We start from the raw sequence: 25,388 nt of genomic DNA on the forward strand, positions 1-25,388 counted from the left end.
CCAACCTTCCGAGAGGAAACCATGACAATCGATTCGTCACCTGCCGCACCGATTTCCCCACACCCCTACCATCGCCTCGACATCTCTGAAACCGAGTTCTGGGGCAAGGACTTCCGGACCCGGGACGAGACGTTCGCGACGCTGCGCAACGAACCGGGCCTCACGTGGCACCGGCCGATAGATGCCGTGTTCCCCCACCAGGAGACCGGCTACTGGGCGGCAACCCGGCACGCCGACGTCAAGTTCATCAGCCAGCACGAAGAGCTGTTCTGTTCCCGCGAAGGCGTCAGCGTCGACCCGATGCCGGCGGAGATCCAGCGCAACATGACGTTCTTTCTGGCGATGGACCCGCCGGAGCACACCCGGTACCGCAAGCTCATCAGTTCGGGCTTCACACCGCGGCAGGTCCGACGCATCGAGGATCAGATCAAGGCCAACTCCCGCAGCATCGTCGACGACCTGTTGACCCAATTGCGCAGTGGAGACCAGATCGACTTCGTCACAAGCTGTTCCGGCCAACTGCCGATGCGCACCGTCTCCGACATGATCGGCATCGACCCGGCCGACCAGCAGAAGGTCGCCTACGCCGCCGAATGCCTGTTCAGCGGGAGCGACGACGAGTACGCCTCACTGGAGGAGCGGGCGGTGCACGTCATGACGCAGCTGGGCGTGCTGGCCGGCTCCGGCGTCGAGCTGGCGCAGCGCCGCCGTGCCGAACCGCACGATGACCTGATGACCGAGTTGGTCAATGCCGAGGTCGACGGCCATCGTCTCACCGACGCCGACCTCGGCTCCTTCATGGTGCTGCTGGGCTCTGCGGGCAACGACACCACCAAGCAGGCCACCACGCACGCATTCAAGGCCCTCGTCGAACATCCCGAGCAGCGCGCCTGGCTACTGGCCGACTACGAGAATCGGATCGGCGGGGCGGTCGAGGAATTCGTGCGCTGGGCGACACCGGTACTCGCCTTCGCCCGCCACGCGGTGGTGGACACCGAGGTCGCCGGGACCGAGATCAAGGCCGGCGAGAAGGTGGCGCTGTACTACTGCTCGGCCAACCGCGACGAGTCGGTGTTCGACCGGCCGCATGAGTTCGACCTCACCCGCACCACCAACCCCCACCTGGGCTTCGGCGGCGGTGGTGCGCACTACTGCCTGGGAACCCACGTCGCCCGGATGGAGCTGCGGCACCTGTTCTACGAGCTGCTCACCCGGTTGCCCGACGTCACCCTCGGCGAGCCGGAATACCTGCAGAGCACCTTCGTGCACGGCATCAAGCGGATGCCGATCAGCCTGGCCTGACGCTGGTGCGATACTTGCTTAGTCATTTACTGTAACCTTTACAGTATGTTGCTACGCCCGACGGGAGATCAGCCGTGGAAAGCCAGCTTGACGACATTGCTGCCGCACTCGACAAGCCGGCCGACTACCTGAAGAACCCCTACCCGTACTTCCGGAACAAGCGCGAAGGGCTCGGGGTCTTCCCCGGAACGGTCATGGACTATTCCAAGACCCCGGCGTCGCTTCGGCCCAAGACCCAGTTCGCCGCGGTCTCCTTCGAGGCGGTGAATCAGGTCTTCCGCGAGGCGGATTCGTTCAACTCGCACATCTACGACGTCACGATCGGCCTGTTCATTGGACCGACCATCCTGGCGATGGAGGGCGAACCGCACCGCAAGCATCGCAACCTGGTCTCGTCGGCGTTTAAGCGGAAGTCGTTGGTGCACTGGGAGCCGGAGGTGGTCAGGCCGGTCTGCACCGCATTGATCGACGAATTCATCGCCGACAGCACCGCCGATCTGGTATCCGGCTTCACCTTCGAGTTCCCCACCCGGGTCATCTCCAAGCTGTTGGGTCTGCCCGAAGAGGATCTGCCCTGGTTCCGCCAGCGCGCGATCGAGCTGATCAGCTACACCGTCAATTACGAACGAGCGTTCGCCGCTTCGGCGGAGTTGAAGGACTACTTCCTGGCTCAGATGGCGAAGCGCAAATCCCAGCCGACCGAAGACATCATCGGCGACCTGGTCACCGCCGAGGTCGATGGCGAGAAGCTCAGTGACGAAGCGATCTTCTCGTTTCTTCGCCTGTTGCTGCCGGCCGGCCTGGAGACCACGTATCGGGCCACCAGCAACCTGCTGTACCTGCTGCTCACCCATCCCGAACAGTTCGCCGCGGTGCGCGCCGACCACGATCTGATCGGCGCCGCCATCGAGGAAGGGCTGCGCTACGAGACGCCGCTGACCACGGTGCAGCGCACCGCCATCCGCGACACCGCGGTGGCCGGCGTCGAAGTTCCCGCCGGCGCCGTCGTCGACGTCTGCATCGGGTCGGCGAACCGCGACGAGGCCCGGTGGGAACGGCCGGAGGAATTCGACATCTTCCGCAAATGGATTCCGCACATCACGTTCGCCGCCGGCGAGCACACCTGCATGGGCCTACATCTGGCCCGCATGGAGATGCGGGTCGCGATGGAATGTCTGCTCGACCGCCTCGGCGAGATCACCCTGCTCACCGATGACAACCCGCACATCTACGGGCAGCCGTTTCGCTCCCCGCGTTCGCTGCCGGTGACCTTCACCGCCCGATAAGTCTGCCGGCTCACGCCCGCGCGGCGGCTGCGGGTCAGGTGCCGCGCGGTTTGCGGTAGCCGATCGTCTTGGTCTCCAAGTACTGCGCGAATCCCTCGATTCCGCACTGCCGGCCCCAGCCGCTGCTCTTGTAGCCGCCGAACGGCGCGTCGGCGCCGTAGTACATGCCGCCGTTGACGCCGATTGCGCCGGTGCGGATCCGGCGCGCCACGTCCAGTGCCCGTCCGTTCGATGCCGAGACCACCGCACCGGCCAGCCCGTAGGCGCTGTCGTTGGCGATCCGCACCGCCTCGTCGTCGTCACTGAACGGCAGCATCACCAGCACCGGCCCGAACACCTCCTGCTGCGCGATGGCGGCGCTGTTGTCGACCCCGACGATCACCGTCGGCTGCACGTAGTGTCCGCCCGCCAGCTCGTCCGGCAGGCCGGTGACTTCGCCGCCGCCGGTGGTGATCTCGGCACCGTCGCGGCGAGCCTGCGCGTAGGCGTCGAGCACGCGCTGCTTCTGTGCGGCGCTGATCAGCGGGCCGACCAGGGTCTGCGGCAGCGCCGGGTCGCCCACGGTGACGGCCGCGAAGGCCGCGGTGACCGAGGCGACCAACTCGTCGAAGAGGCTGGCATGCACCAGCATCCGGGTGGTGGCCGCGCAGGCCTGCCCGGCGTGCACGCACACTCCGACTGCTCCGGGGATCACCTTGGCCGAGTCGGCGTCGTCGAGCACGATCAGCGCCGACTTTCCGCCCAGCTCCAGGAAGGTCCGCTTCATGGTGTCGGCGCTGGTGCGCGCCAGTAGCTTGCCGACCGTGGTGGATCCGGTGAACGAGATCATGTCGACGCGAGGGTCGGTGCCGAGCAGTCCGGCCACCTCGTTGGACGGCGTGGGCACCACGTTGACCACCCCCGGGGGGATGTCGGTGTGCTCAGCGATCAAGCGACCCAGCCGGGTGGCGTTCCACGGGGTGTTCGGGTCGGGCTTGAGCACGACGGTGTTGCCGGCCGCCAGGGCCGGCCCCAGCTTGTTGAGGATCACCTCGATGGGAAAGTTGGACGGTGTGATCGCAGCGACCACACCGACCGGCTCTTTGACGACCGTGCGAATGTTGCGGTCGCCGAACAGTCCGCCGCCGTCGAGCTGCCGCTCCCAGTCGAATTCATCGATCAACCGTCCCGGGTAGCGCAGCCCGTCGACGAGCGGCCAATCCAGCTGTGCCAGTTGGGTCGTCATCACCGGGCAGCCGACCTCGGCGATCAGCTCGGTGCGCAGCTCCTCCTTCTCGGCCTCCAGCGCCGACTGCAGTTGCGCCAGGCAGCGCTTGCGCAGTTCTCGGTTGGTCGACCAATCGGTGTCGTCGAACGCTCGCCGGGCCGCACCGATCGCCTGCTGCATGTCGCGGCGGTCGGCGGCCGCGGTGGCCCCCAACACCCGTCCGGTGGCCGGACAGTGATTGTCGAACTGCGCACCCGAGGCCGCCGCCACCAACTTGCCGTCGATCAGCAGGCGCGACTCTGCCGCCGCAGCAGCCCGTTCGCCGATCGCAATGCTGCTGACCCGATGTCCGACGTCGCTCACCTCGCCCCTTTCGGAACCCCAACCGTAACCATTACAGTAGAATACTTCAATTGGTTCTCCAGAGGTTCGCACGGCGGCAGGAGCGCGCTGAGTTGATCAAGGTGATGGACGGCTTCCGGGTACTGGAGGTCGCGCAGTTCACGTTCGTCCCGGCGGCCGGGGCGATCCTGGCCGATTGGGGGGCCGATGTCATCAAGGTCGAGCACCCGGTGCGCGGCGACACCCAGCGCGGGTTCATCCGGATGGGCGGCTTCGAACTCGACCCCGACCGGCATCCGCTGATCGAACATCCCAACCGCGGCAAGCGCAGCGTCGGCATCGACGTCTCGACCCCGGACGGTCAGCAGGTGCTCTACGAGCTCGCCGCCTCCGCCGACGTGTTCCTGACCAACTACCTGCCGCGGGCACGGCAGAAGAACAAGTTCGATGTGGAACACATCCGCGCCGCGAATCCGGACATCATCTATGCCCGCGGCAGCGCATACGGCGACAAAGGCCCCGAACGCGACACCGGCGGCTTCGACGGCACCGCGTTCTGGACCCGCAGCGGGGTGGGGCACGCTCTGAGCCCGGAAGAGCTCGGTGCGCCACTGTCCCAGGGAATCCCGGCGTTCGGCGACTCGGTCGGCGGCATGAACATCGCCGGCGGCATCGCCGCCGCGCTGCTGCATCGCGAGCGCACCGGGGAAGCCCTCGAGGTCGACGTCTCGCTGCTGTCCACCGCATGGTGGGCGGCCGGCGCCAGCGTGACCCAGGGCATGGAGACCGGCGAGGCCATGCGCGCACTCATGCCGCAATCCGGTGGCTCACCGGTGAATCCGTTCCTGGGCAACTACACCACCTCCGACGGCGGCACCATCAATCTGTGCATCGTCAGCCCGACCGGATACATCCGGGACACCTTCGAGCATTTGGGCATTCCCGATGCGGCCGACGACCCCCGCTTCTCCGACGTGCTGCCGCTGATGCAGAACGCCGAGGCAGCCAGCGCACTGATCGTCGCCGCGATCGGCTCCAAACCGTTCGAATACTGGCGTCAGCACCTCAAGACCATGAAGGGCCAGTGGGCACCGTTCCAGAGCCTGGTCGACCTGGGCTCCGACGAACAGGCCATCGCCAACGACATGATCGTCGAAGTCGAGGCCGGCGACGGCGGGCCGGCGTTCAAAGTGGTCCGCGGTCCGGTCCAGTTCAACCATGAGCCGCTGGAGACGACCCGCGCCCCGCAGGCATCCGAGCACACCGAGATCGTCTTGATGGAGCTCGGGATCGACTGGGACCGCATCGAAAAGCTCAAGGAGTCAGGCGCTATCGCCTAGCCGGCGCGGGGACTTCTCACCGTATTTCCGGTCGGCATCGAAATTGAAGTTCGCGATGGCGGTCGACACACCGCTGCCGATCGGGCCGAGAGTGTCGAACAGGCTTGCACTTCCGGTCGCCACGCCCGCGTCGCTGTAGTGGGTCAGCGCCGCCAGCCCGATGTAGGGACCGACCGGCAGCCTGCTCAGGGTCAGGGTGTAGTCGGCGTTGATGAAGGCCAGGCCCTTGGTGCTGAAATTCGTCAGCGAGGCGGTGACGTCGACGGCCATCGCCGCCCGGACGAACGGCGTCAGTTCTTCGCCCTCGACCAGGTCACGGATCTCACGCAGCCACGCGTAGCGCGGTCCGGCGTGCTGCCACGGGAAGCCGGCGCCTTCGTCGTTGCCATAAGCCCGGATGAACATGGGCACCGAATCATCCAGCCGGGCCGGCTCTTCCGGGACCGGCGGCAGGCAGACCTCGGTGGTGAAGAAGTCACCGTCGGGCTGCGGACCGCGACGCAGGTACAACGCCGAAGCACGGGCCACCAGCTCGCCGTCCTGGGTCATCTCGGCGTCGATCGCACGCATCCGCGAGCCGGAGCGCACCACCGACGCATCGACCCGCAGCGGTGCACCGGCCACCCGGCGCAGGATCTCGACGGTCAGTCGCGCCGGCTGCAGGTCGGCTTCTCCCGCGTGCCGCTCGACGGCGCGGGCCAGCAGCCCGCCCACGACCTGTCCCCCGAGGGTCGGCCCCCACCCGCCGTGCGCGATCGGGTTGGGCGCCAGGTCGTCGCCACGACGCACCACAAACGGAATCATGTCTTACTGCGCTCCAGGTAGAAAAAACCCCGCTGGTCAACTCGCGCTATCGTACATTACTGTAAGCATTACAGTTAATAGACCCGTTGCGCGGAGGTCCCATGCAGAAAGCGCTAGCTCCCGACATCTCGACCTGGCCGGAGGAGAGCCCGCAGTTGGTGGGCAGTCGGTGCGCGGACTGCGCCGCCACGGTCTTTCCGGCCCAGCCACGCTGCCCGAGCTGCAGCGGCGACCGGATGAGCCAGGAACTGCTTCCGCGCACCGGAACCCTGGTGGCCTGGACCACCCAGGGTTTTCCGCCCGGGGCGCCGTACCTGGGTCCCACCGGCAAGGACTTCGTACCGTTCGGTGTCGGACTGGTGCAGCTGGGCGACGTCGTCCGGGTCGAAGGCCGGCTCACCGAGAACGACTCGGACAAGCTGGAATTCGGCATGCCGGTGGAGTTGGTCATGGTGCCGTTCACCTCCGACGCCGACGGCAACGAGGTCATCACCTTCGCCTTTCGGCCGGTATAGGAGACCGCGATCCCATGACTCATGACGTAGCGATCATCGGTGTGGGCCTGCACCCATTCGGCCGATTCGAGGGCAAGTCCGCGATGGCGATGGGGGTCGACGCGATCTTCGCCGCGGTGGCCGACGCGGGGGTGAACTGGAAAGACATCGGCGCCGCGACCGGTGGCAGCTGGACGGTGGCCAACCCGGATGCGATCGTCGGAATGGTCGGGCTGTCGGGTATCCCGTTCACCAACGTGTTCAACGCGTGCGCCACCGCGGCCAGCGCGGCCAAGGTCTGCGCCGACGGTATCCGGCTGGGCGACTACGACATCGGCATCGCCGTCGGCCTGGACAAGCACCCGCGCGGGGCGTTCACCGAAGACCCGGCGTTGGTCGGAATGCCGCGATGGTATGCCGAGAACGGCCAGTACCTGACCACCCAGTTCTTCGGCATGAAGGCCAATCGCTACCTGCACGATCACGGCATCTCCCGGCAGACGTTGGCCAAAGTCGCGGCGAAGAACTTCCGCAACGGCGTGCTGAACCCGAATGCGTTCCGGCGGAAGCCGATCTCCGAGGAGGAGATCCTGGACTCGGCGATGCTGAACTATCCGCTGACCCAATACATGTTCTGCGCTCCCGACGAGGGCGCGGCGGCGGTTGTGATGTGCCGCGCCGACATCGCGCACCGCTATACCGACAAGCCGGTGTACCTGCGCGCGGTGGAGGTCCGCACGCGGCGCTACGGCGCCTACGAGGTGAACACCACCTTCGCCCCGGTCGTCGAAGACGTGGCACCCACGGTGTACGCCGCCCGCGCCGCCTTTGAAAAGGCCGGTGTCGCACCCGAAGATGTCGACGTCATCCAGTTGCAGGACACCGACGCCGGCGCCGAGATCATTCACATGGCCGAGTGCGGCTTCTGCGCCGACGGCGACCAGGAGAAGCTGCTGGCCGACGGCGCGACCGAGATCACCGGGTCACTGCCGATCAACACCGACGGCGGGCTGATCGCCAACGGTGAACCGATCGGCGCATCCGGACTGCGCCAGATCCACGAGCTGGTGCGCCAGCTGCGCGGCGAAGCCGGCGACCGGCAGGTGCCCGGCAAGCCGAAGGTGGGATTCGCTCAGCTCTACGGCGCTCCAGGCACCGCCGCGGCAACCATTCTGACCCGCTGACGACCCGGAGCAATCATGAGCCAATTCCGTGACGCACCGATCTTTGATGCCGACCAACACATGTACGAAACCCCCGAGGCACTGACCAAGTACCTGCCGGAGAAGTATTCGCGGGCGGTCCAATTCGCCCAGATCGGCCGCCAGACCCGGATCATCATCAACGGCAAGGTCAGCGACTTCATCCCCAATCCCACCTTCGAGCGGGTCGCCGCGCCGGGCGCACACGAGAAGTTCTTCGCCGGGGAGAACACCGAGGGACTGACCCTGCGTGAGATGCAGGGCCAGGCGATCGAGGCGCCGGCGGCAACCCGCAACCCCGCGGACCGGGTCGCCGAGCTGGACCGCCAGGGCGTCACCGAAGCATTGAACTATCCCACGTTGGCCAGCCTGGTCGAGCATTCCAGCGCCGACGACCCGGAGCTCACGCTGGCCATCATTCACGCGCTGAACCAGTGGATGGCCGAGCACTGGTCCTACGACTACGACGGCCGGGTGTTCTCCACGCCGATCATCAATCTGTCCGAGGTCGAGGGCGCACAGCGGGAACTGGAGTACATCCTCGATCAGGGCGCAGCGGTGGCGCTCGTCAAACCCGGACCGGTCAACGGCATCCGCGGTTGGCGCTCTCCGGCGCTGCCGGAGTTCGACCCGTTCTGGCGTGATGTCCAGGCCGCCGGTCTGCCCATCGTGCTGCATGCCAGCTTCCCGCCGCTCGACGACTACGTCGGCCGGTGGGAGCCGCCGTACACGCAGAACTTCATGACGCAAAGCGCTTTCCGCTGGATGGTGCTGGGGCACCGCGAGATCGCCGACATGATCACCGCGCTGATCTGCCATGGCACCCTGACCCGCTTCCCCAAGCTGCGCATCGCCAGCGTGGAGAACGGCAGCTCCTGGATCGGGCCGCTGTTTCACGACTTCGGCGACCTCTACAAGAAGATGCCGCAGAACTTCCCGGAGCATCCACACGAGGTGTTCCGGCGCAACATCTGGGTCAGCCCGTTCTGGGAGGGCGCCGTCTCCGACGTGGTGGACACCGTCGGCTGGGACAAGGTGCTGTTCGGATCGGACTATCCGCATCCCGAGGGACTGGCCGAGCCGAAGGGATTCTGGCGCTACGCCGAGGGAATGGACGTCCGGCGCACCTATGACTTCATGGGCGACAACGCCCGCCGGTTCATGGGCCGACCGATCGCGAACCCGGATCCGGCGGCCCTCAAGCCACCAGCGCTCGCCGACGCCTAGCGTTGACTCTGCGGTCTCCGGCTGCGACACAACGCAATTCACCGCCGGCGACCGCAGAGTCAACGCGGTATCACTTCGGCGCGAAGCGCTGGCCGGCGTCCAAGCGGATGCACTGGCCGTTGAGCATCGGGTTCTCGACGATGGCGGCCGCCAGCTTGGCGTACTCCTCGGGGCGACCCAGCCGCTTCGGGAATGCCGCGTCCTTGGTCAGCACAGCGGCGAACTCGTCGGGGATGCCCTGGGTGAGGCCGGTGGCGAACAGGCTGGGCGCGATCGCCAGCACCCGGATGCCCACACCGCCCAGGTCACGGGCCATTGTCAGGCACATTCCTGCGATGGCGGCCTTGGACGCGGTGTAGGCGATCTGCCCGATCTGGCCTTCGAACGCCGCGATCGAGGACGTATTGATGATCACGCCGCGCTCATCGTCTTCCGGCTCATTGGTGCTCATGTGCCAGGCCGCGAGCCGGCTGACGTTGAAGGTCCCGACGACGTTGAGATCCTGGGTGCTGCGAAACGCCTCCAGGTCGTGCGGCCCGTCGCGAGTGATCGTTCGCTGGCCGATACCGCCACCGGCGGTGGTGACCGCGATGTGCAGCCCGCCCAACGCCTCGACCGCCTCGTTCAGCACCCGCTCGGTACCGGAGAAGTCGGTGACGTCGGCTTCGAAGAAGAGGCCGCCGATCGACTCGGCCACTTCCTTGCCCTTGGACTGCGGCCGGTCCAAGACCGCCACCTGGGCACCGCGTTTGGCCAACAGCTCCGCTGTCGCCTTACCGAAACCCGATGCGCCACCGACGATGATCGCGCGCTTGTTTTCGATCTCCACGAACACTCCCCTTGTTTGGACACGACGATCCGGGATCCACCCCGGCGCCTATACTATAGCCGTTCCCGTAATCCATTCAGTATGATCTACAAGGGTCCCGGGCAGGCGTATCAGACGCTCAGTTGATGAACCGGCTGGCGATTCTGGCCAGCGACGATCGGACACGCGGCGAGAGGTAAACCGCGAACACCCCGTTGAAGATGTCCTCGCGCAGCCTGGTCAGCGTCGAGGTCGTGATCCGCCAGTCGCCGTCGACCTTTTCATACGTCTCGGTGTAGTGGCCGTAGCCGCGCAGGTTGACGCCGGGACCGAACCGCACCACGTCTTCGAGCGCCCACACCCCGTGTGCCGTGGTCGGCGAGTCCAATTCGATGTCGGGGGCGTGGACCTGGTGGACAGTGGGCTGGTCTCGCAGGCTTTTGCGGGTGAAAGCCACGAATTCATCGGCGCCAGTGATGACTTTGCCACCTGCACTCGACGTATCGCTGACGAAGTCATCAGTGAACAGCGCACGCCAGGCCGCCCAGTCTTTGGTGTCCAGGTACCGGCAGTAGCGGGACTTGAGGCGTTTGATCGCCTCGATCTGCGCGGCGTCGTCAGCCACGATTCGGAACCGGTTCGTAGCGCAGCATCGTGACGTCGTGGTCCGGGTAGTCGCAGAACACCGGCTGCACCCGCATCCCCACCACCAGATCCGCGGGATCGGCGTTGACCAGTTCGGTGGAGAACCGCGGGCCTTCGTCCCATTCGACGATCGCCAACAGCTGCGGGACGGCGTCGGCGAAGTGCAGCCCGACCGGCCGGCGGGCCACCGTGAAGGAGTACAGCGTGCCCATTCCGGAGATCTCGCGCCATTCCAGATCATCAGCCAGCGTGCGCGGCGCCCGAACACGCGGATAGAACACGTAACTCTCGGTTGACGGTGAGTACTGGATGACGATGCGATGCTGCGCCAGCGCATCCCAGAACGGAGCGGTGGTGGGCGTCTTGACCGGCATCGGCCGCTCAAAAGTGGTCATCGGGTTTCAGTCCCCTTCCAGGATGAGGGTCGTCTGTTCCGACAGGATCCCGCCGTTGCCCGAGACGAAGGCCCGGTTGCAGTCGGCCACCTGCGCAGCCTGAGCCCGGCCCATGATCTGGCGGGTGGCGTCGCAGACGTGGTGCATGCCGCCGGCCAGGCCGGCCTGGCCAAATCCGAGTTGACCGCCCGCGGTGTTGAGTGGGAAGTCGCCGCGGAAGGTCAGGTCGTGATCGGCGAGGAACTGCATGCCCTTGCCCTTCTCGCAGAACCCGGCGTCCTCCAGCGACAGCAGCACGGTGATCGTGTAGCAGTCGTAGATGGAGACCATGTCCATATCCGCGCGCGTCAGATCCGTCATGGCGAAGGCGGTGTCGGCGGCCTCGCGGATGGGAGTCGCCAGCAGGTCTGCGGCGTATGTCGGTGTCTTAAACGGCACGTGTTCGCCGAATCCCTTGATCCACACCGGACGGTTGCGGGCTCGCTTGGCGACCTCGGTGCTGGCGATCACCACCGCGGCGCCGCCCACGCAGGGCATCACGATCTCCAGCATGTGCAGCGGGTCGGCGATCACCGGGCTGGCCAGTACGTCTTCAACGGTCAGCGGGGTGTCGCGCCAGATGGCGCCGTCGGTGTGATTGGCGTTGACGCGCTGATCGACGACCAGTTTGGCCATCGCCCGCTCGTCGTAACCGTAGACGGCGCCGTAGCGAGTGGCGACCTGGCCGTAGGGGCCGTTCTGCCCCAGGTTGCCGTAGGGAATCTCGAACTCGGCTTGCGGAGAACCGTATTGGTTGCTCGAGGACCCGAAGAACATGGCGTCGACCAGTGGCTTGGGTTTACGTTCCGACATCGGGGTGATGTAGCGGGCCGGCAGCGCGCACAGCACCACATCACAGATGCCCAGTTCGATCGCCGCCGCGGCACGCCAGACCATGGCCGCGGCACTGGCCCCGCCCAAGTCGACGATTTCGGCGAACCGCGCTGGAACACCCAGGTATTCGGCGATCGTGGAGGGTACGAAGATCTCGGATTCGCCCAGGTGTGAGGTGACGATGCCGTTGACGAGTTCGCCCGGCAGGCCCGCGTCGGCCAGTGCTGCCGCGCTCAGTTCGGCCCACTGCTCCAGGGTGAACGGGGCCGGGGTGGCCTTGTTCATCCGTTCCGGCGGCAGCTCGACGTAGCCGACGATCGCGGCGTCTCCACGTAGTCCCATGTGGGGTGTCCTTCATCTCATTTGCGGGGCAGGCCGAGAATCATCTGCGCGATGATGTTCAGCTGAATTTCCTTGGTACCGCCGCCGATCAGCTCGGCCGGCGACAACAGATATGGTTCGACGACAGCCGGCTCGGAATCGGCGACCATCGCCAGTCGCCCGACGGTGGCCAAGGTGGCGTGGAAGGTGCGGCGCAGCAGCACGTTCATCGCCACTTTCGCGATGCTCGACGACGCCCCCGTGCCCTCGCCGTCCAGCAGCCTGATGGTCTCGCGCACCCCGAGTGCCCTGATCGCGTTGGCGTAGGCGTCGAGTTCGCCAAGTGCGCGCAGTGCGTCATCGCGCGATCGGCCCGGGGCCGCGGCGATGGCCCGCAGCGCCACGGCCCGGTCGTTCTCGACGTATCCGCTGATGGCGGTGCGCTCCTCGGCCATGGTGGCGATCGCCAGCTGCCAGCCTTCGGTGGGCTCTCCGAGCAGCATCTCGTCGGGTACGAAGACGTCGGTGAGGAACACTTCGTTGAATTCGGCTGCCCCGGTGGCCATCACGATCGGCTGGACTTCGATGCCCGGCGAGCGCATGTCCACGATGAAATAGCCGATCCCGCGATGCTTGGCTGCCGTGGGGTCGGTACGGGCCAGCAGTGCGCCGTAGTCTGCGCGCTGCGCGGCCGAGGTCCAGATCTTGTGGCCGTTGATGCGCCATCCGCCGTCGACCTTGACCGCGCGAGTGGTCAGCGACGCCAGGTCGGAGCCGGCTCCGGGCTCGGAGAACAGCTGGCACCAGGCGAGTTCGCCGCGCTGGGTCGGGGGAATCAGCCGCTGCTGCAGGGCATCCGGTGCGGCGCGCACGAGCGACGGCAGGATCCATTCGGCGATGCCCAGCGACGGCCGGACCAGACCGGGCCGTTTGGCGAACTCCTCGATGATGATCAGCTGCTGCAATGGGGAAGCGTCGCGTCCCCACGGCGCGGGCCACTGCGGGGCGATCAGCCCGGCTTCGGCGATCAGCGTCCGCTGCGGGCCCGTTTCGAAGTGCGGGTAGTCGCCCTGGCGTCCCGGACCGTCGTTGACCAGCGCTTGGGCGGCGTCGAGAGTCGCGGCGACCCCCGCCCGGAACTCGGCTTCCGCGCCGCCGAGGTCGACGGTGAAGTCCCGCTGCTGCGCGACGGTCAGCTCGCCGAGCCGACGGGCCCAGTCGGTGGCAGCACCGATCGAAGCGGCGATGCTGGTGGCGCGGCGCCAATACAGGTGCAGATCGTGTTCCCAGGTGAACCCGATCGCACCGAACATCGTCAGCGTGTCGAACACGGTGTCCGGGCACGGTGCGACTGCCGCCAACGCCGCGGTGGCGGCGGCGATGCGATGCTGCGGGGCGGAATCGGCGACAGCTCGCAATGCGTCCCACGCTGCGGCACAGGCCAGTTCGGCGCTGACCAGCAACATGGCCGCCTGGTGCTGCAATGCCTGGAACGTACCGATCCGGACACCGAACTGTTCGCGGGTGTGCAGATGCGCGGTGGCCGCCTCGACGCACCACCCGGCGATGCCGGCACACACCGCTGCGGCAAGACCGACGGCGAGATACTCCGCGCGCCCGGTGTCGATCCCGGTCAGTGCCTCGGCGGCGCGCACCGGGTGATCGGCCAGGGTGATCGTGGCCAGGTCGGTGAGCAGGTCCGTGCCGGCCACCGGCTGGATCGTCGCCCGGGCTGTGTCGACCACGGCCCACAGGCCGGTCCCGTCCTCGCAGCGGGCGCAGACCAGCGCGAGGCGGGCCGAGCGGGCACCGGAGATCACGTCCGAGGCACCGCTGATCAGCCAGCCGTCGTCGGCTCGTCGTGCGACGAAGTCCGATTGCCCGCCGAGCACGACGGCTGCCGGCGCACCGGCGGCGAGGGCACGCAAATACTCCTCCCGCGCCGGCGTGGCCTCGGCGAGCAGACCGACCGCGCCGGCGGTCACCGTCGGCAGCAGCGGACCCGGTAGCGACACTGTTCCCGCGGCCTCCAGTACGGCGGCGACGTCGAGCAGCCCACCGCCCTGGCCGCCGTACTGTTCAGGCAGATGAATCGCGTGGAACCCGTTGGCGACCAAGTCGTCCCACCAAGCCGGCAGTTCCCCGGCAGCCAGCGCATCGAAGGCCTTGCGGGTGTCGGCCATCGGTGCGTGCCGGCCGGCGAACTGCCGCAGCGACTCGCCGAGTTGGCGTTGTTCGGCGCTGAGCGTCACGCTCACGTGCTCTCCTCATGTTCTCCACGTGCAGTCCACTGGGATTGGATACGCGCGGCGGTCTCTCGCACGGCCGCACCGAGTTCGGCGACCTCCGCCGCGGTCAGGGCCGCGAAGGGGGCGACTCCCACCGACATCGTCGCCGTCCCGTCGATGTCGCGGACCGGAGCCGAGACACTGGCGATCGGATGCCGCTCGGTGTTGCCGAGTTCGTCGGGCAGGTAGTCGACCTCGGTGAGATCGGCGAACGCCGTGGCCAACCGCGCGGTGATCTCGTCGGGCTCGCCGTCGGCCGCCAGCGCCTGCAGGGCCGAGTACACCCGCACATATTCGCGGCTCATCCGGTCGATCGCGTAGCCGCGCCGGCCGACCTCGTCGAGCACGGCGGCCAGCCGTCGCCGCAACCGCGGCGACGGCGCGCCCAGCCCGCTGAGCCATTCCTTCTTGACCGGTTCGCCTGCGCCGGCGATGAACTCACGGCCGAACGGCGCCACCAGCGGAATCCGGAAGCCGGCGCCCAACCGCAAGCCGGCGATCGACTCCCCGACCGAATCGGTCACCACCACTGTCGCGCCCTGGCGGGCCCCGAGGATCACCTGTCGGCCGACCGCGTCGAAAAGCCGCTGCAGCTCCGGCCGGAAGGCCTGCCGATTGATGGGGCGGGCGAGCGCGGCCAGCGCGGGGCCCCAGGAATATCCGCCCGACCGGCGGTCCCGCACGAGCCACTGCCGGCCGGCCAGGGTGGCGAGGATCGCGTGGCAGGTGCCGTGGCTGATGCCCAAAGTCTGCGAGATCTCCGACAGGGAGAAGTGTCGTTCCGGGTCGGCGGCCAGCAGCTCCAGGATCCGCATCACCCGCTCGGTCGGCGGCGACGACACCGGACGGACCGTGCCGCCCGCACCCATCGCTGCCGTCATACTTTCGAAAAGTACGTCGAATAGTCGACGCACGCAAGTTCGCGGCGGACCTCAGCCGGCCGCAGCCACCCGCGCGCGCTCCCGTACCGACGCCACCACCCCGCCGTCGTTGAGAATGTCGGTTCCGGTGAGATAACCCGCCTGGTTGCTGACGCAGAACGCCAGCAGTTCAGCCATCTCCTCAGGCGTTCCCCAGCGCGGGACCGCGGCGTCGGTAACCATCGCCCCCGCACCGGCCCGCTCCTCCAACCGGCCCATCTCGGTGTCCACCGAACCGGGCGAGACCGAGACGATGCGCAGCCCGCGACCGTTGAACCGCTCGGCCTGCGCGCTGGAGTACCAGCGGACGAACGCCTTGCTCACCGCGTAGGCGAAACCCGAACGCACCTCCGGCGGCATCGGGTCGCATACCGCCGCCATGGCATCGGTGAACTCACCGGAATCGTGCAATGCCAGCGGGAACTGGCCGGTGGGAATCAACTCGTCGGGCAGCAGGTGTGCGGCCATGGACGCGACGTTGACGATCGCGGCGCCCCCGGGTGCCGTACCAAGGAAGATCTCGTTGACGTTGAGAGTGCCGATCGCATTGGTCCGCATGACGTAGTCGGCGTCACCCATGCTCGGGCTGACTCCGGCGGCGTGGATCACCGAGGTGAGGGGCCCGATTCCGGCCGCGGTGGCGAACAGCGAGGCGACCGCGTCGCGATCGGTGACGTCGCAGTGCACGGTCACGATGTCGTGTTCCTGCAGCACATCCGCAGCGGCCTCCAGCCGGTCTTGCCGGATATCGCAGAGCACGACGGGCTGCTGGCGACCGACGATCTTCGCGGTGGCCAGCCCCATCCCCCCGGCACCGCCGGTGATAACGGAAACCATTGCGCTATGCCTGCGCCAGCTGCTTGTCGGTGTAGCGGCGCGCCCATTCGGCACGCGGCCGGATCGACACGTCCACATCGGTGGCCGTCGCCCGTAGCGCCCCCACCGTCGCCTGCTCGCGCGCGGTGTGGGCGAACGGATCCCAGCCGAAGAACCGACAGGAGTTCTCCCAGGTGATCTTGTTGATGTCGGCGTCGTCGGCGCCGGCGGCCTCCAGTTCGGCGAGCACCTGCTCGGGGGCGTCCGGCCAGAAGCAGTCCGAGTGCGGATAGTCGCATTCCCAGGCGATGATGTCGATGCCGATCTCGTGGCGCAGCTTCAGCGACGTCTTGTCGGTGACGTAACACGCCAGCGAGTGCTCGCGGAACACCTCGGACGGCAGCTTGTCACCGAAGTCGCGACGCAGCCACTTCTGGTTGGTGTAGTGCCGGTCGCTGCGGTCCAGGTAGAAGGGGATCCAGCCGATACCGCCCTCGGAGAACGCGAACTTCAGGTCCGGGTAGTTGCGCATTGCCGGGCCCCACAACAGGTCCTGGGCGCACATCGCCGAGATCTGGGTGGCCAGGATGATCAGGTTGTCGATCGGGGCGTTGGGGGCCATGCTGATCGCCCCGAAGCCGGTGCCGATGTGCAGACACATCACCACACCGGTCTCCGACAGCGTGCGGAAAACCGGGCCCCAGTACTCCTCGTCGTGATAGCTGGGCAGGCCCTCCAGGTGCGGCAGTTCGGGCATGGTGACCGCGCGGCAGCCCTTGGCCGCCACCCGGCGGATCTCGGCGCACATCGCCTCGGGGTTCCAGGTCGGCAGGATCGCGATCGGGATGAAGCGGCCCGGATAGGAACCGGCCCACTCGTCGATGTGCCAGTCGTTGTAGGCCGACACCATCACCAAGGTGACGTGTTCGCGGGTCATGTTCAGGTGGCGCGCGGAGAACCCGGTGAAGGTCGGGAAGCACATCGAGGCGAGGATGCCGTTGCGGCTCATGTCGCGCACCCGTTCGTGCACGTCGTACACGCCGGGGCGCATCTCGGCGAAACCGGCGGGGTCGCGCCCCCACTCCTCGGCCGGCCACGACACCACGGCATTGAGCCCGCTGACGCCTTGCGGGCGGCCCTGATACATCCACTGGTCGACGCCTTTGTCGTCGGTGACGACGATCGGCGCCTCCGCCTTGTACTTGGCCGGGACATGGTTGAGGAACATGTCGGGCGGCTCCACCACGTGGTCGTCGATGCTGACCAGGATCAAGTCGTCGATGTTCATGGCTCTACTAGTACCCTGGAAAATCGTGACCGTCTCCGCGCGTTCGGCCATAGATTTTGCAGAACCGGCCAACATCGATCTGCGCCGTGGCGGCCGCGCGCGGGCCGGCAGCTACCTCTACGAGGGACGGCAGTTGGTCACCGGCTGGCATTCCCATGACTTGCACCAGATCGAGTACGCCGTCGGCGGCGTGGTCGAAGTCGAGACCGCCGCGGCGCACTATCTGTTGCCACCGCAGCAGGCGGCCTGGATCCCCGCCGGCCTGGAGCATCAGGCCGTCATGCGTGCCGAGGTGCGCACCGTGGCGGTGATGTTCGACCCCGAGCTGGTCGCCCACGCTGGTGACCGGGCCCGCATCCTGACCGTTTCGCCGCTGATCCGGGAGATGATGCTGCATTCGCTGCGCTGGCCCATCGAAAGGGCCGACGGCGACGTGGTCTCCGACGACTTCTTCCGCACCCTGGGGCACCTGGTTTCCGCCGCACTGGACCACGAGGCGCCGCTGAGCCTGCCCACCTCGGATCACCCGATCGTCGGCGCGGCCATGGTCTACACCAAGGAACACCTGGCGTCGGTGACCGCGGCCGAGGTCGCCCACGCCGTCGCCGTGTCCGAGCGCACCCTGCGCCGTCAGTTCGAAGCGGTGATCGGGATGTCCTGGCGCACTTACCTGCTACACGCCCGAATGCTGCAGGCGATGGCGCTGCTGGCCGCCCCCGACCAGGGGGTCCAGCAGACCGCGACGGCTATCGGCTTCGACAGCCTGTCCGCGTTCACCCGGGCGTTCACCCGCTTCGCCGGTGAGGCTCCGTCGAGCTACCACCGCCGAATCATGACCACTACGGCGTCTTAACCACTGGCGGCGAATAATTCGGCTTGCCGAGGCCCAGCACGTATTGGGCGATCATGTTGCGGAAAACCTCCAGGGTCCCGCCGTAGATGCCGACCAGTGGAGCGAACCGGAAGACGTAGTCCGAGGCCCCACCGTCGATGGCACCGTCGGTGTCGATCGGCAGCGCCGACGCACTTCCGAGCAGGTCCATCAGGTCCGGCGAGACATCGCGCATCGCCTGCGCCAGCGCCACCCGTCCGAAAATGGACGGCGCCGACAGCGACGCCTCGACCCGCGCCGCGGCGCGCCCGAGCCGGTAGGCCACCGAACGATCCGCGATGCTCCCCGACCGCCCGGCCACCTCGCCCGCCTTGTCGACGGCGACGGCCATGAAGTTCGCCTGGTGCATCATGATCGAGACATCCTGCAATCCATCGGGATTGGCGTCCACCGCGCCGTGCTCGACGTTGAGCGGCTCACGCAGCACCGTCCAGCCGCCGTTGACCTCGCCGAGGCGGTACTTGTCGTCGACGCGCACGTCGCTGTAGTAGACGATGTTGGTGCGGTCGCCGTCGACGGTGCGCAGGCCCTGGATCTCGATGCCCGGAGTGTTCAACGGCACCAGGAACATGGTGAGGCTCTTGTGTTTCCGCGCTTCTGGGTCGGTGTTGGTGATCAGGAAGACGTACTGGCAGTTGTGCGCGCCGGTGGTGAACATCTTGGAGCCGTTAATGACCCAGCTGTCGCCGTCGCGCACCGCGCGGGTCTTGCAGGTCGCGACGTCGGAGCCGCCCTCGGGCTCGGTGTAGCCCAGGCAGAGCCGGATGTGGCCGCTGAAGACCCCGGGCAGGATCTCCTCGCACAGCTCGGGCGAGCCGAAGGAGGCAACCGACCGGGCGACCATCGCGGTGGTTCCCCAGGTGACCCAGGGCACGTGGGCGCGGCGCTTCTCCAGTTCCCAGATACGTCGGCGCACGCGCGGCAGGCCGCCGTCGGCCTCGGTTTTCCATTCCGCTTCCAGGTAACCGGCGGCGCCCAACGCCAGGTGAACGACCTCGTCGAAGTTGTCCCCGGTCTCCCGGTCTCGGCGCTTGACGTCCGCGGTCACATGGGTGGCCAGGAATGCGCGCACCTCCTCGCGGAAAGCCAGGTCGTCGTCGGTCAGCTGCGGTTGTGAGAAGTCCATGTTTTTCGGGTGTCCTATTCGGCTGCGCGGGTGGCGGTTTCGCGGGCGGCTGCTTCACGAGCGGCGACGAGGTTGCCGATGCGGCAGGCGGTGGCTCCGGGGTCGCCCCCGGCCAGGGGCCAGCCGCGGGCCCGGACCAGGTACGCGGTGGCCGCGGCTTCGGCTGAGACGCCCAGGCCGCCCTGGATGTGCACCGCCATGGTGGCGGCCTTGGCGGCTTCCTCTGCCATGAACACGAAGACCGAGGCCGCCAGCTCCGGACGCTCATCGGGCTCGTTGTCCATGAACCATCCGGCGCGGTAGGCCAGGTTGCGTCCGGAGGCGACCGTGATCGCCATATTCGCCAGCGGGTGCGAGATCGCCTGCAGGGTGCCGATCGGCACACCTAGGGTGTAGCGGGTCTTGGCGAATTCCGCGGCGATGGTCATGGTCTGCTCCACCATCCCGACCAGCGCAGCGGCCGTCAGCAGTCGCCATTCATCCAGTGCCCGCTGATATTCCGCCAGCGCCTGAGGTCCGCTGGCCAGCACGGTCGCTGCATCGGCGTCGGCCGGGTCGACCCAGGACATCGGCAACCGGCCGATGTTGTCGACCCGAGCCGGCCGGGTGGCGAAGGAAAGTCGCATCACTGCATCGCCATCACGGACGATGATCGTGTCGGCGATCGAACCGGTCGGCAGCAGCCGAGGGCCGGCGGTGGCCTCCTGGTGCGGGTCGAACGCAACCAGTCGATTCCCGCTCACGATGTCGCAGGTGTGGTCGGCGTCCGGCGACAATCCACCGAGGCGGCCCAACAGGCGCGCGGCGCAGACCTGGTCGATCCAGGGAACCGGCGCCAGCGAGCGACCGATCTCCTCGGCGACCAGCGCAAGATCGACCAGCGTGGCGCCGTCGCCGCCGACCGATTCCGGCAATGCCATGGTGGTGGCGCCCATCGCGCACAGCCGCTCCCACAAATTTTTATCGAAGCCGGATTCCTCTGCGGCACGAACTGTTTCGATGCCGCAGTGCGTGGTGAAGAACTGTTTGTAAGCAGACTGCAATGCGACGTGGTCTTCGGTCAGGCTGTAGTCCAACCTGCGCAGTTCGAAACGATCCATCTCAGCTCTCCTGTTCGGGTACGGCGCCGCGTTCGGCGAAGAAGAAGTCGGCGGCGTTGCGGTAGAGGTACTTGTCGAGCACGTCGGGTGGCAGGTCCAGCGCGCGCGCCTCGGGCACCACCCGGTCCATCCGCAGCACCGGCCAATCCGAGGCGAAGATGACCTTGCCGGCGCCCCGGGTGCGCATGAAGTGCAGCAGGGTTTCCGGCAGTCGTTTCGGCGACCAGGCCGAGGTCATCAGCCGTAGATTGCGGTATTTGATGAGCATGCGAACCGCGACGTCCCACCAGGGGTCGGCGCCGTGGATCATGCACAGCCGCAGTTCGGGGAACCGCACACAGACCCGGTCCAGGTGGATCGGGTGCTGCACCTCACCCGGGATCGGCGGCCCCGGAATTCCGGTGTTGACGCACAGCGGCAGATCCAGCTCGGCGCACTTGGCGTAGAGCGGGTAGTAGACCGCGTCGCTCGGCGGATACTGGCCATCGCCCCAGAAGCTGGGCCCCACAACGGCGTAGACCACCGGCAGGTCGCCCGCGACGGCACTCAACTCCCGCAGCGCGGGCACCGGGCGCAGCAGGTTCATGCCGCCCATTGCCAGCGCGAACCGGTCTGGCCTGGCTTCCACGAACTTTCGGGCGGTCACCGACGGTTTGACCAGGTTGTCCATCAAGACGGCCTTGGTCACGCCGTGGGTGTCCATCTCGTCGAGCAGTGCCGACATGTCGGCCGGCGCGAACATCGACGCGGGGCCCTTGAAATAGTCATCGCGCGTTCTGACCATCCAGGACGGCTGCTCGTTCTCGCCGAAGTGCACGTTCACCAGACAATCGATGACGTGTGACTGCTCGCTCATGCCCGTCATGCCGTAGCCACCTCATTCACCCGTTGTTTAGCCCAGCGGTAGTCGGCCTTGCCATTGCCCAGCCGGCGCACCTGCGCCACCATGACGAACGCCTTGGGCACCTTGAAGCCCGCCAGCACCGATCGACAGTGTGCGTCCAACTGCTCCTCGACCACGCCCGAATCTGCCAGCGGGACAACCAGGGCCACCAGCTCTTCACCCCAACGCTCGCTCGGTCGACCCACCACCAGCGCGTCGGCCACCGCCGGGTGAGCACGCAGCACGCCCTCGACCTCCTCGACGAACACCTTCTCCCCGCCGGTGTTGACCACCAGGGAGTCGCGACCGAACAGCCGCAGCGTGCCGTCTTCCTCGATGCTGGCGCGGTCGCCGGAGATCACCATCCGCTGACCGTCTATCTCACCGAAGGTGCGCTGTGTCGCGTCGGCATCGTCGAAGTATCCGAGCGGGATCCGGCCGGTCCGCACCACCCAACCCACTTCCGCGTCACCGGGCTGCAAAAACCGGGTCCGGTCCTGCGACACCACCGATCCCCCGGTCCGCAGATCGAAGGTGTCGCGCCGCGCGTCGTGCTGGCTGCGCCCGAAGCCCAGATTGCCGGTCTCCGAGGAGCCGTACCCGTTGATCAAGGTGATCTGCGGGAGAAGTTCCAGCAGCGCCGCCTGGTACTTCGGATTGGTTGCGGCACCACCGGTTCCGATCGAATGCAAGGAAGACAGGTCATAGGGACCCCTGCGCAGTTCGGCGACCAGTGGCGCGGCGTAGGCATCGCCCACCATGGTCATCAATCCGACCTTCTCCCGCGCGGCGGTTTCCAGCACCGAACGGGGATCGAATCTGGTGCGGGTGTCGTTGAGGATCACGGTCTGGCCGCTCAGGATCGCCGAGAATGCGGTCCACAGTCCGGCGGCGTGCATCAGCGGCGACAGCGCGAACCAGGGCGGACCGGCGTACTGCACCTTCTGGTGGATCTCCGCCGCGCAGGCGTGGTCGTCACCGACCATCGATGACACGTAGATGTCGCTTTGTCGCCACAGCACGCCCTTCGGGCGGCCGGTGGTTCCCCCGGTGCAGATCATCAACAGATCGTCCGGGGACGGCGTCACCGCCTGATCGGTATCGCCCTGCGCCAGGGCATCGTCCAGCGATACCGCGTCGAGCCCGGGTCCGGCGGCGGCAGCACCGTCATCGATCCGGATCAACAGCTCGGCGCCGGATTCGCGGAGCGTGTCAACGAATTTCGCCTCCAGGCTGGCGTGGTAGATCACCGCTCGAGGACGCAGATAGTCGAGTAGCTCACCGGCCTCGGCCGGGGTGTAGTAGTGGTTGACGTTGACCGGGACCGTGCGTGCCTTGAGGCAGCCGATCACCATGTCGGGGTACAGATCGTTGTGCATGAGCAGCGCGACGCGGTCCTGGCCGCACTCCCAGTTGCGTAACTCCGAACGCTCACGCTGGGCGCCGAGCCCGCGTCCGGCCAGGTAGTTGGCCAGCCGGCGGGTGCGCTCCGCGGCTTGCGCGAACGTGCTACGCCTGTCCCCGCAGATGGTCATGGCCCGGTCGGGCACAGCCTCGGCGATCGCGTCGAGGACCGCGCCAAGGGTCCATTCGCCCACCGTCAGGCCGAAGCTGTCAGGTGGGCGACGCCCGGCGCGCAGCGGTTCGGATCACCCAGCAGAGTCAATGCGTTGTCCCGCATCACCATTCGGGTATCTTCCGCGCTGAACTCCGGGAACTGCGGGATGTCGGCGGTGAAGGTGGTCGGGTCGGCCAGGCCCTCACCGTGCGGCCAGTCCGAACCGAACAGGATCTTGTCGACGCCGATCGTGTCGGCCAGCAGCTTCACATCGTCCTCGTAGTAGGGGGCAATCCAGACGTTGTTGCGCAGCTGCTCGATCGGATCTTCCTTGTAGTGGTACGGCGCGTTGTTGGCCGACTTCTTCAACCGCTTGATCAGCCGGTAGACGAAGTAGGAGCCGTTCTCGATGCTGACCACCTTGAGCTTGGGGTGACGGGTGAACACCTGGTGCACGATCATGGAGGCGATGGTGTCGTGAATCGCGCGATCGTCCATGATCACCATGTCCAGCGGGTCGCGCTTACCGAATCCCTTGAACACCCCGCTGCCGCCCCACAACGCCGGGATCGCCATGTAACCGGAGTCCGACAGGTGGAAGACGACTGCGACGCCCGCCTCGGCAAGGCGCGCCCACACCGGGTCGTGCACGGGGTCACCGAGGGACCGGGCCCTAACCTCGCCGGGCACCGGAGCCGGGCGCACACACACCAGCTTGGCTCCGCGACTGATCACGAATTCGACTTCCTCGACGGCCTTTTCGGGGTCGGCCAGCGAGATGATCGGTGCGGATATCACCCGGCCGTCGGGACGGTCGAAGCCCCAGTCCTCGTCGAGCCACAGGTTGAACGCATGGACCGAGGCAATGGTGGCGGGGATGTCGTGCTTGAGCCCCTCCTCCACACCACAGGCGAAGGTCGGCAGCATGAACACCGCCTCCAGCCGCTGCCGGTCAAGCACCTGCACGCGGGCGTCGCGGTTCTGGTATTCGGGATGCTCGGAGAGCCGGTCGAGCTTCATCAACGACGCCGGGTCGACGCCTTCGGGGATCTCACCCCGGAACAGCAGATCCAGGCAGCCGGGTTCGATGATCGGATCGAAGTTCGGGTTCGGAATGAAGTGGTTGACGACCCCGCCGAACACCGCCAGGGTGCGATTGCCGTCCTGCACCATCTGGACACCGCGGCTGCGGAACTCCTTGGGTAGGTGCCGAGTGAAGGCATCCAGCGGCTCGTAGTAGTGGTTGTCGACGTCGACGGCCAGGTACGGGAGCCGTTCAGGTGCGGCAGTCATGCGCTCAACCTTTCTTAAGTGAGGGGCGGGAAGTTCGGGGGGCGTTTCTCGAAGAAGCTCGTGATGCCCTCGATGAGGTCAGGCCGCGCCAGCGATTCGTACATCAGGGTTTCGGCGCGCGCGCTCACCGCCGCGACGTCGTCCAGGGCGTCGCCGTAGGCCTGCGCCTTGATCACCGCCAGCGATGCCGGTGAGCAGTTCGCGGCGATGTCGGCTGCGTATGCCATAGCACGTTCCAGCAGCAGCTCGGGCGCCACGACGTGGTTGACCAGACCGAATTCGCGGGCCTCCTCGGCGAGGAAGGTGCGTCCGGACAGCAGCAGGTCCATCGCCGCGCCCCAGCCCGCCAGGCGCGGAAGAATCCAGGTGATTCCGTGTTCGGCGATCAGTCCGCGTCGGGTGAACGCGGTGGCGAACTTGGCTCCGGCCGCGGCGAATCGGACGTCGCACATCAGGGCGTGCGTCAGACCGATCCCGACGCAGGAGCCGTTGATCGCCGCGATCACGGGCTTGCGCAGTCGGGTCAGGAAATGCGGGGGACGGTCCCCGACCAGCTGGGCCACATCGGTGTCGGAGGTGTCGGCATCGGGATCCTCAAGAGTGGCCGCGGGACCCAGATCGGCACCGGCACAGAAACCGCGGCCGCTGCCGGTCACCACGATCGCGCGCACCGCAGGGTCCGCCTCGGCGTGATCGATCGCGGTGTAGAAGCCCGCAGCGATGTCAGGCCCCCAGGCGTTGAGCCGCTGCGGGCGGTTGAAGGTGACCACCGCGACGCCGTCGCGCACGTCGTAGAGCACAGCAGCGCCGGTCGCCACGAGCGTGCCGTCGTCGGCAGCGGTCATCGACCCCGCACCTCCTCGCCTCGGCCGCCTGCAGGAATCGGACTGAAATAGTTCTTTACTGTATACCTTTCGGTAGCGCATTCCGCAACCCGCATCGACCCGGCCGAGAATGACTATGTCACCAGGTCAGAGC

Annotated in this window: 23 protein-coding genes; 7 read left to right on the forward strand and 16 right to left on the reverse strand. The window is 67.0% G+C overall.

Annotation, left to right across the window (positions count from 1 at the left end; genetic code table 11):
- The first annotated feature begins 21 nt into the window (after positions 1-21).
- Positions 22-1,302 (forward strand): cytochrome P450, encoded by a 1,281-nt coding sequence (locus MJO54_RS19170; protein WP_240175328.1) that lies wholly within the window; start codon positions 22-24, stop codon positions 1,300-1,302.
- Positions 1,303-1,376: 74 nt separating this feature from the next.
- Entirely contained in the window at positions 1,377-2,588 is a 1,212-nt protein-coding gene (locus MJO54_RS19175) for a cytochrome P450 (protein ID WP_240175329.1), read from the forward strand.
- Positions 2,589-2,622: 34 nt separating this feature from the next.
- Here the strand turns inward: MJO54_RS19175 and MJO54_RS19180 are convergent, their stop codons facing one another.
- The gene (locus MJO54_RS19180) at positions 2,623-4,158 is read right to left on the reverse strand and encodes an aldehyde dehydrogenase family protein (RefSeq protein ID WP_240175330.1); all 1,536 of its coding nucleotides are present in this window, start codon (positions 4,156-4,158) and stop codon (positions 2,623-2,625) included.
- A gap of 104 nt (positions 4,159-4,262) precedes the next feature.
- On the opposite strand from MJO54_RS19180, the gene MJO54_RS19185 reads away from it, so the two are divergent.
- Positions 4,263-5,477 (forward strand): CaiB/BaiF CoA transferase family protein, encoded by a 1,215-nt coding sequence (locus MJO54_RS19185; protein ID WP_240176005.1) that lies wholly within the window; start codon positions 4,263-4,265, stop codon positions 5,475-5,477.
- On the opposite strand, the gene MJO54_RS19190 is transcribed toward MJO54_RS19185, so the two are convergent.
- The gene (locus tag MJO54_RS19190; RefSeq protein WP_046285663.1) at positions 5,460-6,281 is read right to left on the reverse strand and encodes a thioesterase family protein; all 822 of its coding nucleotides are present in this window, start codon (positions 6,279-6,281) and stop codon (positions 5,460-5,462) included. The genes MJO54_RS19185 and MJO54_RS19190 overlap by 18 nt on opposite strands.
- Before the next feature lie 101 nt (positions 6,282-6,382).
- Between MJO54_RS19190 and MJO54_RS19195 the strand changes: the two genes are divergently transcribed.
- The 3 genes from MJO54_RS19195 to MJO54_RS19205 are packed head-to-tail and all read left to right on the forward strand — an operon-like array spanning position 6,383 to position 9,204.
- Complete coding sequence (locus MJO54_RS19195) at positions 6,383-6,796, forward strand: Zn-ribbon domain-containing OB-fold protein (RefSeq protein ID WP_240175331.1); 414 nt, start codon at positions 6,383-6,385, stop codon at positions 6,794-6,796.
- A gap of 14 nt (positions 6,797-6,810) precedes the next feature.
- Positions 6,811-7,959 (forward strand): thiolase family protein, encoded by a 1,149-nt coding sequence (locus MJO54_RS19200; protein WP_240175332.1) that lies wholly within the window; start codon positions 6,811-6,813, stop codon positions 7,957-7,959.
- Positions 7,960-7,974: 15 nt separating this feature from the next.
- Positions 7,975-9,204, forward strand: coding sequence for an amidohydrolase family protein (locus MJO54_RS19205; protein WP_046285660.1), 1,230 nt, complete (start codon positions 7,975-7,977; stop codon positions 9,202-9,204).
- A 70-nt stretch (positions 9,205-9,274) separates the two neighbouring features.
- On the opposite strand, the gene MJO54_RS19210 is transcribed toward MJO54_RS19205, so the two are convergent.
- From MJO54_RS19210 to MJO54_RS19245, 8 genes are all read right to left on the reverse strand, one after another.
- On the reverse strand, positions 9,275-10,033 hold the full coding sequence (locus MJO54_RS19210; RefSeq protein ID WP_064888773.1) for an SDR family NAD(P)-dependent oxidoreductase: 759 nt from the start codon (positions 10,031-10,033) through the stop codon (positions 9,275-9,277).
- A gap of 118 nt (positions 10,034-10,151) precedes the next feature.
- The gene (locus MJO54_RS19215) at positions 10,152-10,637 is read right to left on the reverse strand and encodes a nuclear transport factor 2 family protein (RefSeq protein ID WP_046285659.1); all 486 of its coding nucleotides are present in this window, start codon (positions 10,635-10,637) and stop codon (positions 10,152-10,154) included.
- A complete protein-coding gene (locus MJO54_RS19220; RefSeq protein WP_046285658.1) occupies positions 10,630-11,052 on the reverse strand; it encodes a Zn-ribbon domain-containing OB-fold protein in 423 nt (140 codons plus the stop codon). Before MJO54_RS19220 ends, MJO54_RS19215 begins: the two co-directional genes overlap by 8 nt.
- A gap of 6 nt (positions 11,053-11,058) precedes the next feature.
- A complete protein-coding gene (locus MJO54_RS19225) occupies positions 11,059-12,267 on the reverse strand; it encodes a thiolase family protein (RefSeq protein ID WP_046285657.1) in 1,209 nt (402 codons plus the stop codon).
- A gap of 17 nt (positions 12,268-12,284) precedes the next feature.
- Positions 12,285-14,504, reverse strand: coding sequence for an acyl-CoA dehydrogenase family protein (locus MJO54_RS19230; RefSeq protein ID WP_046285656.1), 2,220 nt, complete (start codon positions 14,502-14,504; stop codon positions 12,285-12,287).
- The gene (locus tag MJO54_RS19235) at positions 14,501-15,415 is read right to left on the reverse strand and encodes an IclR family transcriptional regulator (RefSeq protein WP_105294602.1); all 915 of its coding nucleotides are present in this window, start codon (positions 15,413-15,415) and stop codon (positions 14,501-14,503) included. Before MJO54_RS19235 ends, MJO54_RS19230 begins: the two co-directional genes overlap by 4 nt.
- Before the next feature lie 51 nt (positions 15,416-15,466).
- Positions 15,467-16,291: an SDR family oxidoreductase gene (locus MJO54_RS19240; RefSeq protein ID WP_105294603.1), complete on the reverse strand. Its 825-nt coding sequence runs from the start codon at positions 16,289-16,291 to the stop codon at positions 15,467-15,469.
- Positions 16,292-16,295: 4 nt separating this feature from the next.
- The gene (locus MJO54_RS19245) at positions 16,296-17,558 is read right to left on the reverse strand and encodes an amidohydrolase family protein (RefSeq protein ID WP_046286927.1); all 1,263 of its coding nucleotides are present in this window, start codon (positions 17,556-17,558) and stop codon (positions 16,296-16,298) included.
- Between the two features lie 25 nt (positions 17,559-17,583).
- Here MJO54_RS19245 and MJO54_RS19250 point away from each other — a divergent pair, with 25 nt between their 5' ends.
- On the forward strand, positions 17,584-18,411 hold the full coding sequence (locus tag MJO54_RS19250; RefSeq protein WP_240175333.1) for an AraC family transcriptional regulator: 828 nt from the start codon (positions 17,584-17,586) through the stop codon (positions 18,409-18,411).
- On the opposite strand, the gene MJO54_RS19255 is transcribed toward MJO54_RS19250, so the two are convergent.
- Genes MJO54_RS19255 through MJO54_RS19280 form a run of 6 tightly spaced genes read right to left on the reverse strand, consistent with a single transcriptional unit; the run spans position 18,398 to position 25,255 of the window.
- Positions 18,398-19,576 (reverse strand): acyl-CoA dehydrogenase family protein, encoded by a 1,179-nt coding sequence (locus MJO54_RS19255; RefSeq protein ID WP_240175334.1) that lies wholly within the window; start codon positions 19,574-19,576, stop codon positions 18,398-18,400. The two genes, MJO54_RS19250 and MJO54_RS19255, sit on opposite strands and share 14 nt — an antisense overlap.
- A gap of 14 nt (positions 19,577-19,590) precedes the next feature.
- Positions 19,591-20,676, reverse strand: a complete 1,086-nt coding sequence (locus MJO54_RS19260; protein ID WP_240175335.1) for an acyl-CoA dehydrogenase family protein — start codon at positions 20,674-20,676, stop codon at positions 19,591-19,593.
- A 1-nt stretch (position 20,677) separates the two neighbouring features.
- A complete protein-coding gene (locus MJO54_RS19265; protein WP_240176006.1) occupies positions 20,678-21,532 on the reverse strand; it encodes an amidohydrolase family protein in 855 nt (284 codons plus the stop codon).
- 5 nt (positions 21,533-21,537) lie between these two features.
- Positions 21,538-23,157 carry an acyl-CoA synthetase gene (locus MJO54_RS19270; RefSeq protein WP_240175336.1) on the reverse strand — a complete coding sequence of 540 codons (1,620 nt, stop codon included), beginning with the start codon at positions 23,155-23,157 and terminating at the stop codon, positions 21,538-21,540.
- A gap of 2 nt (positions 23,158-23,159) precedes the next feature.
- Positions 23,160-24,410: an amidohydrolase family protein gene (locus MJO54_RS19275; RefSeq protein ID WP_046283985.1), complete on the reverse strand. Its 1,251-nt coding sequence runs from the start codon at positions 24,408-24,410 to the stop codon at positions 23,160-23,162.
- A gap of 14 nt (positions 24,411-24,424) precedes the next feature.
- On the reverse strand, positions 24,425-25,255 hold the full coding sequence (locus MJO54_RS19280) for an enoyl-CoA hydratase (protein WP_046283986.1): 831 nt from the start codon (positions 25,253-25,255) through the stop codon (positions 24,425-24,427).
- Positions 25,256-25,388: the final 133 nt, after the last annotated feature.

The sequence above is a fragment of the Mycolicibacter virginiensis genome (assembly GCF_022374935.2).
Taxonomy (GTDB): Bacteria; Actinomycetota; Actinomycetes; order Mycobacteriales; family Mycobacteriaceae; genus Mycobacterium; species Mycobacterium virginiense.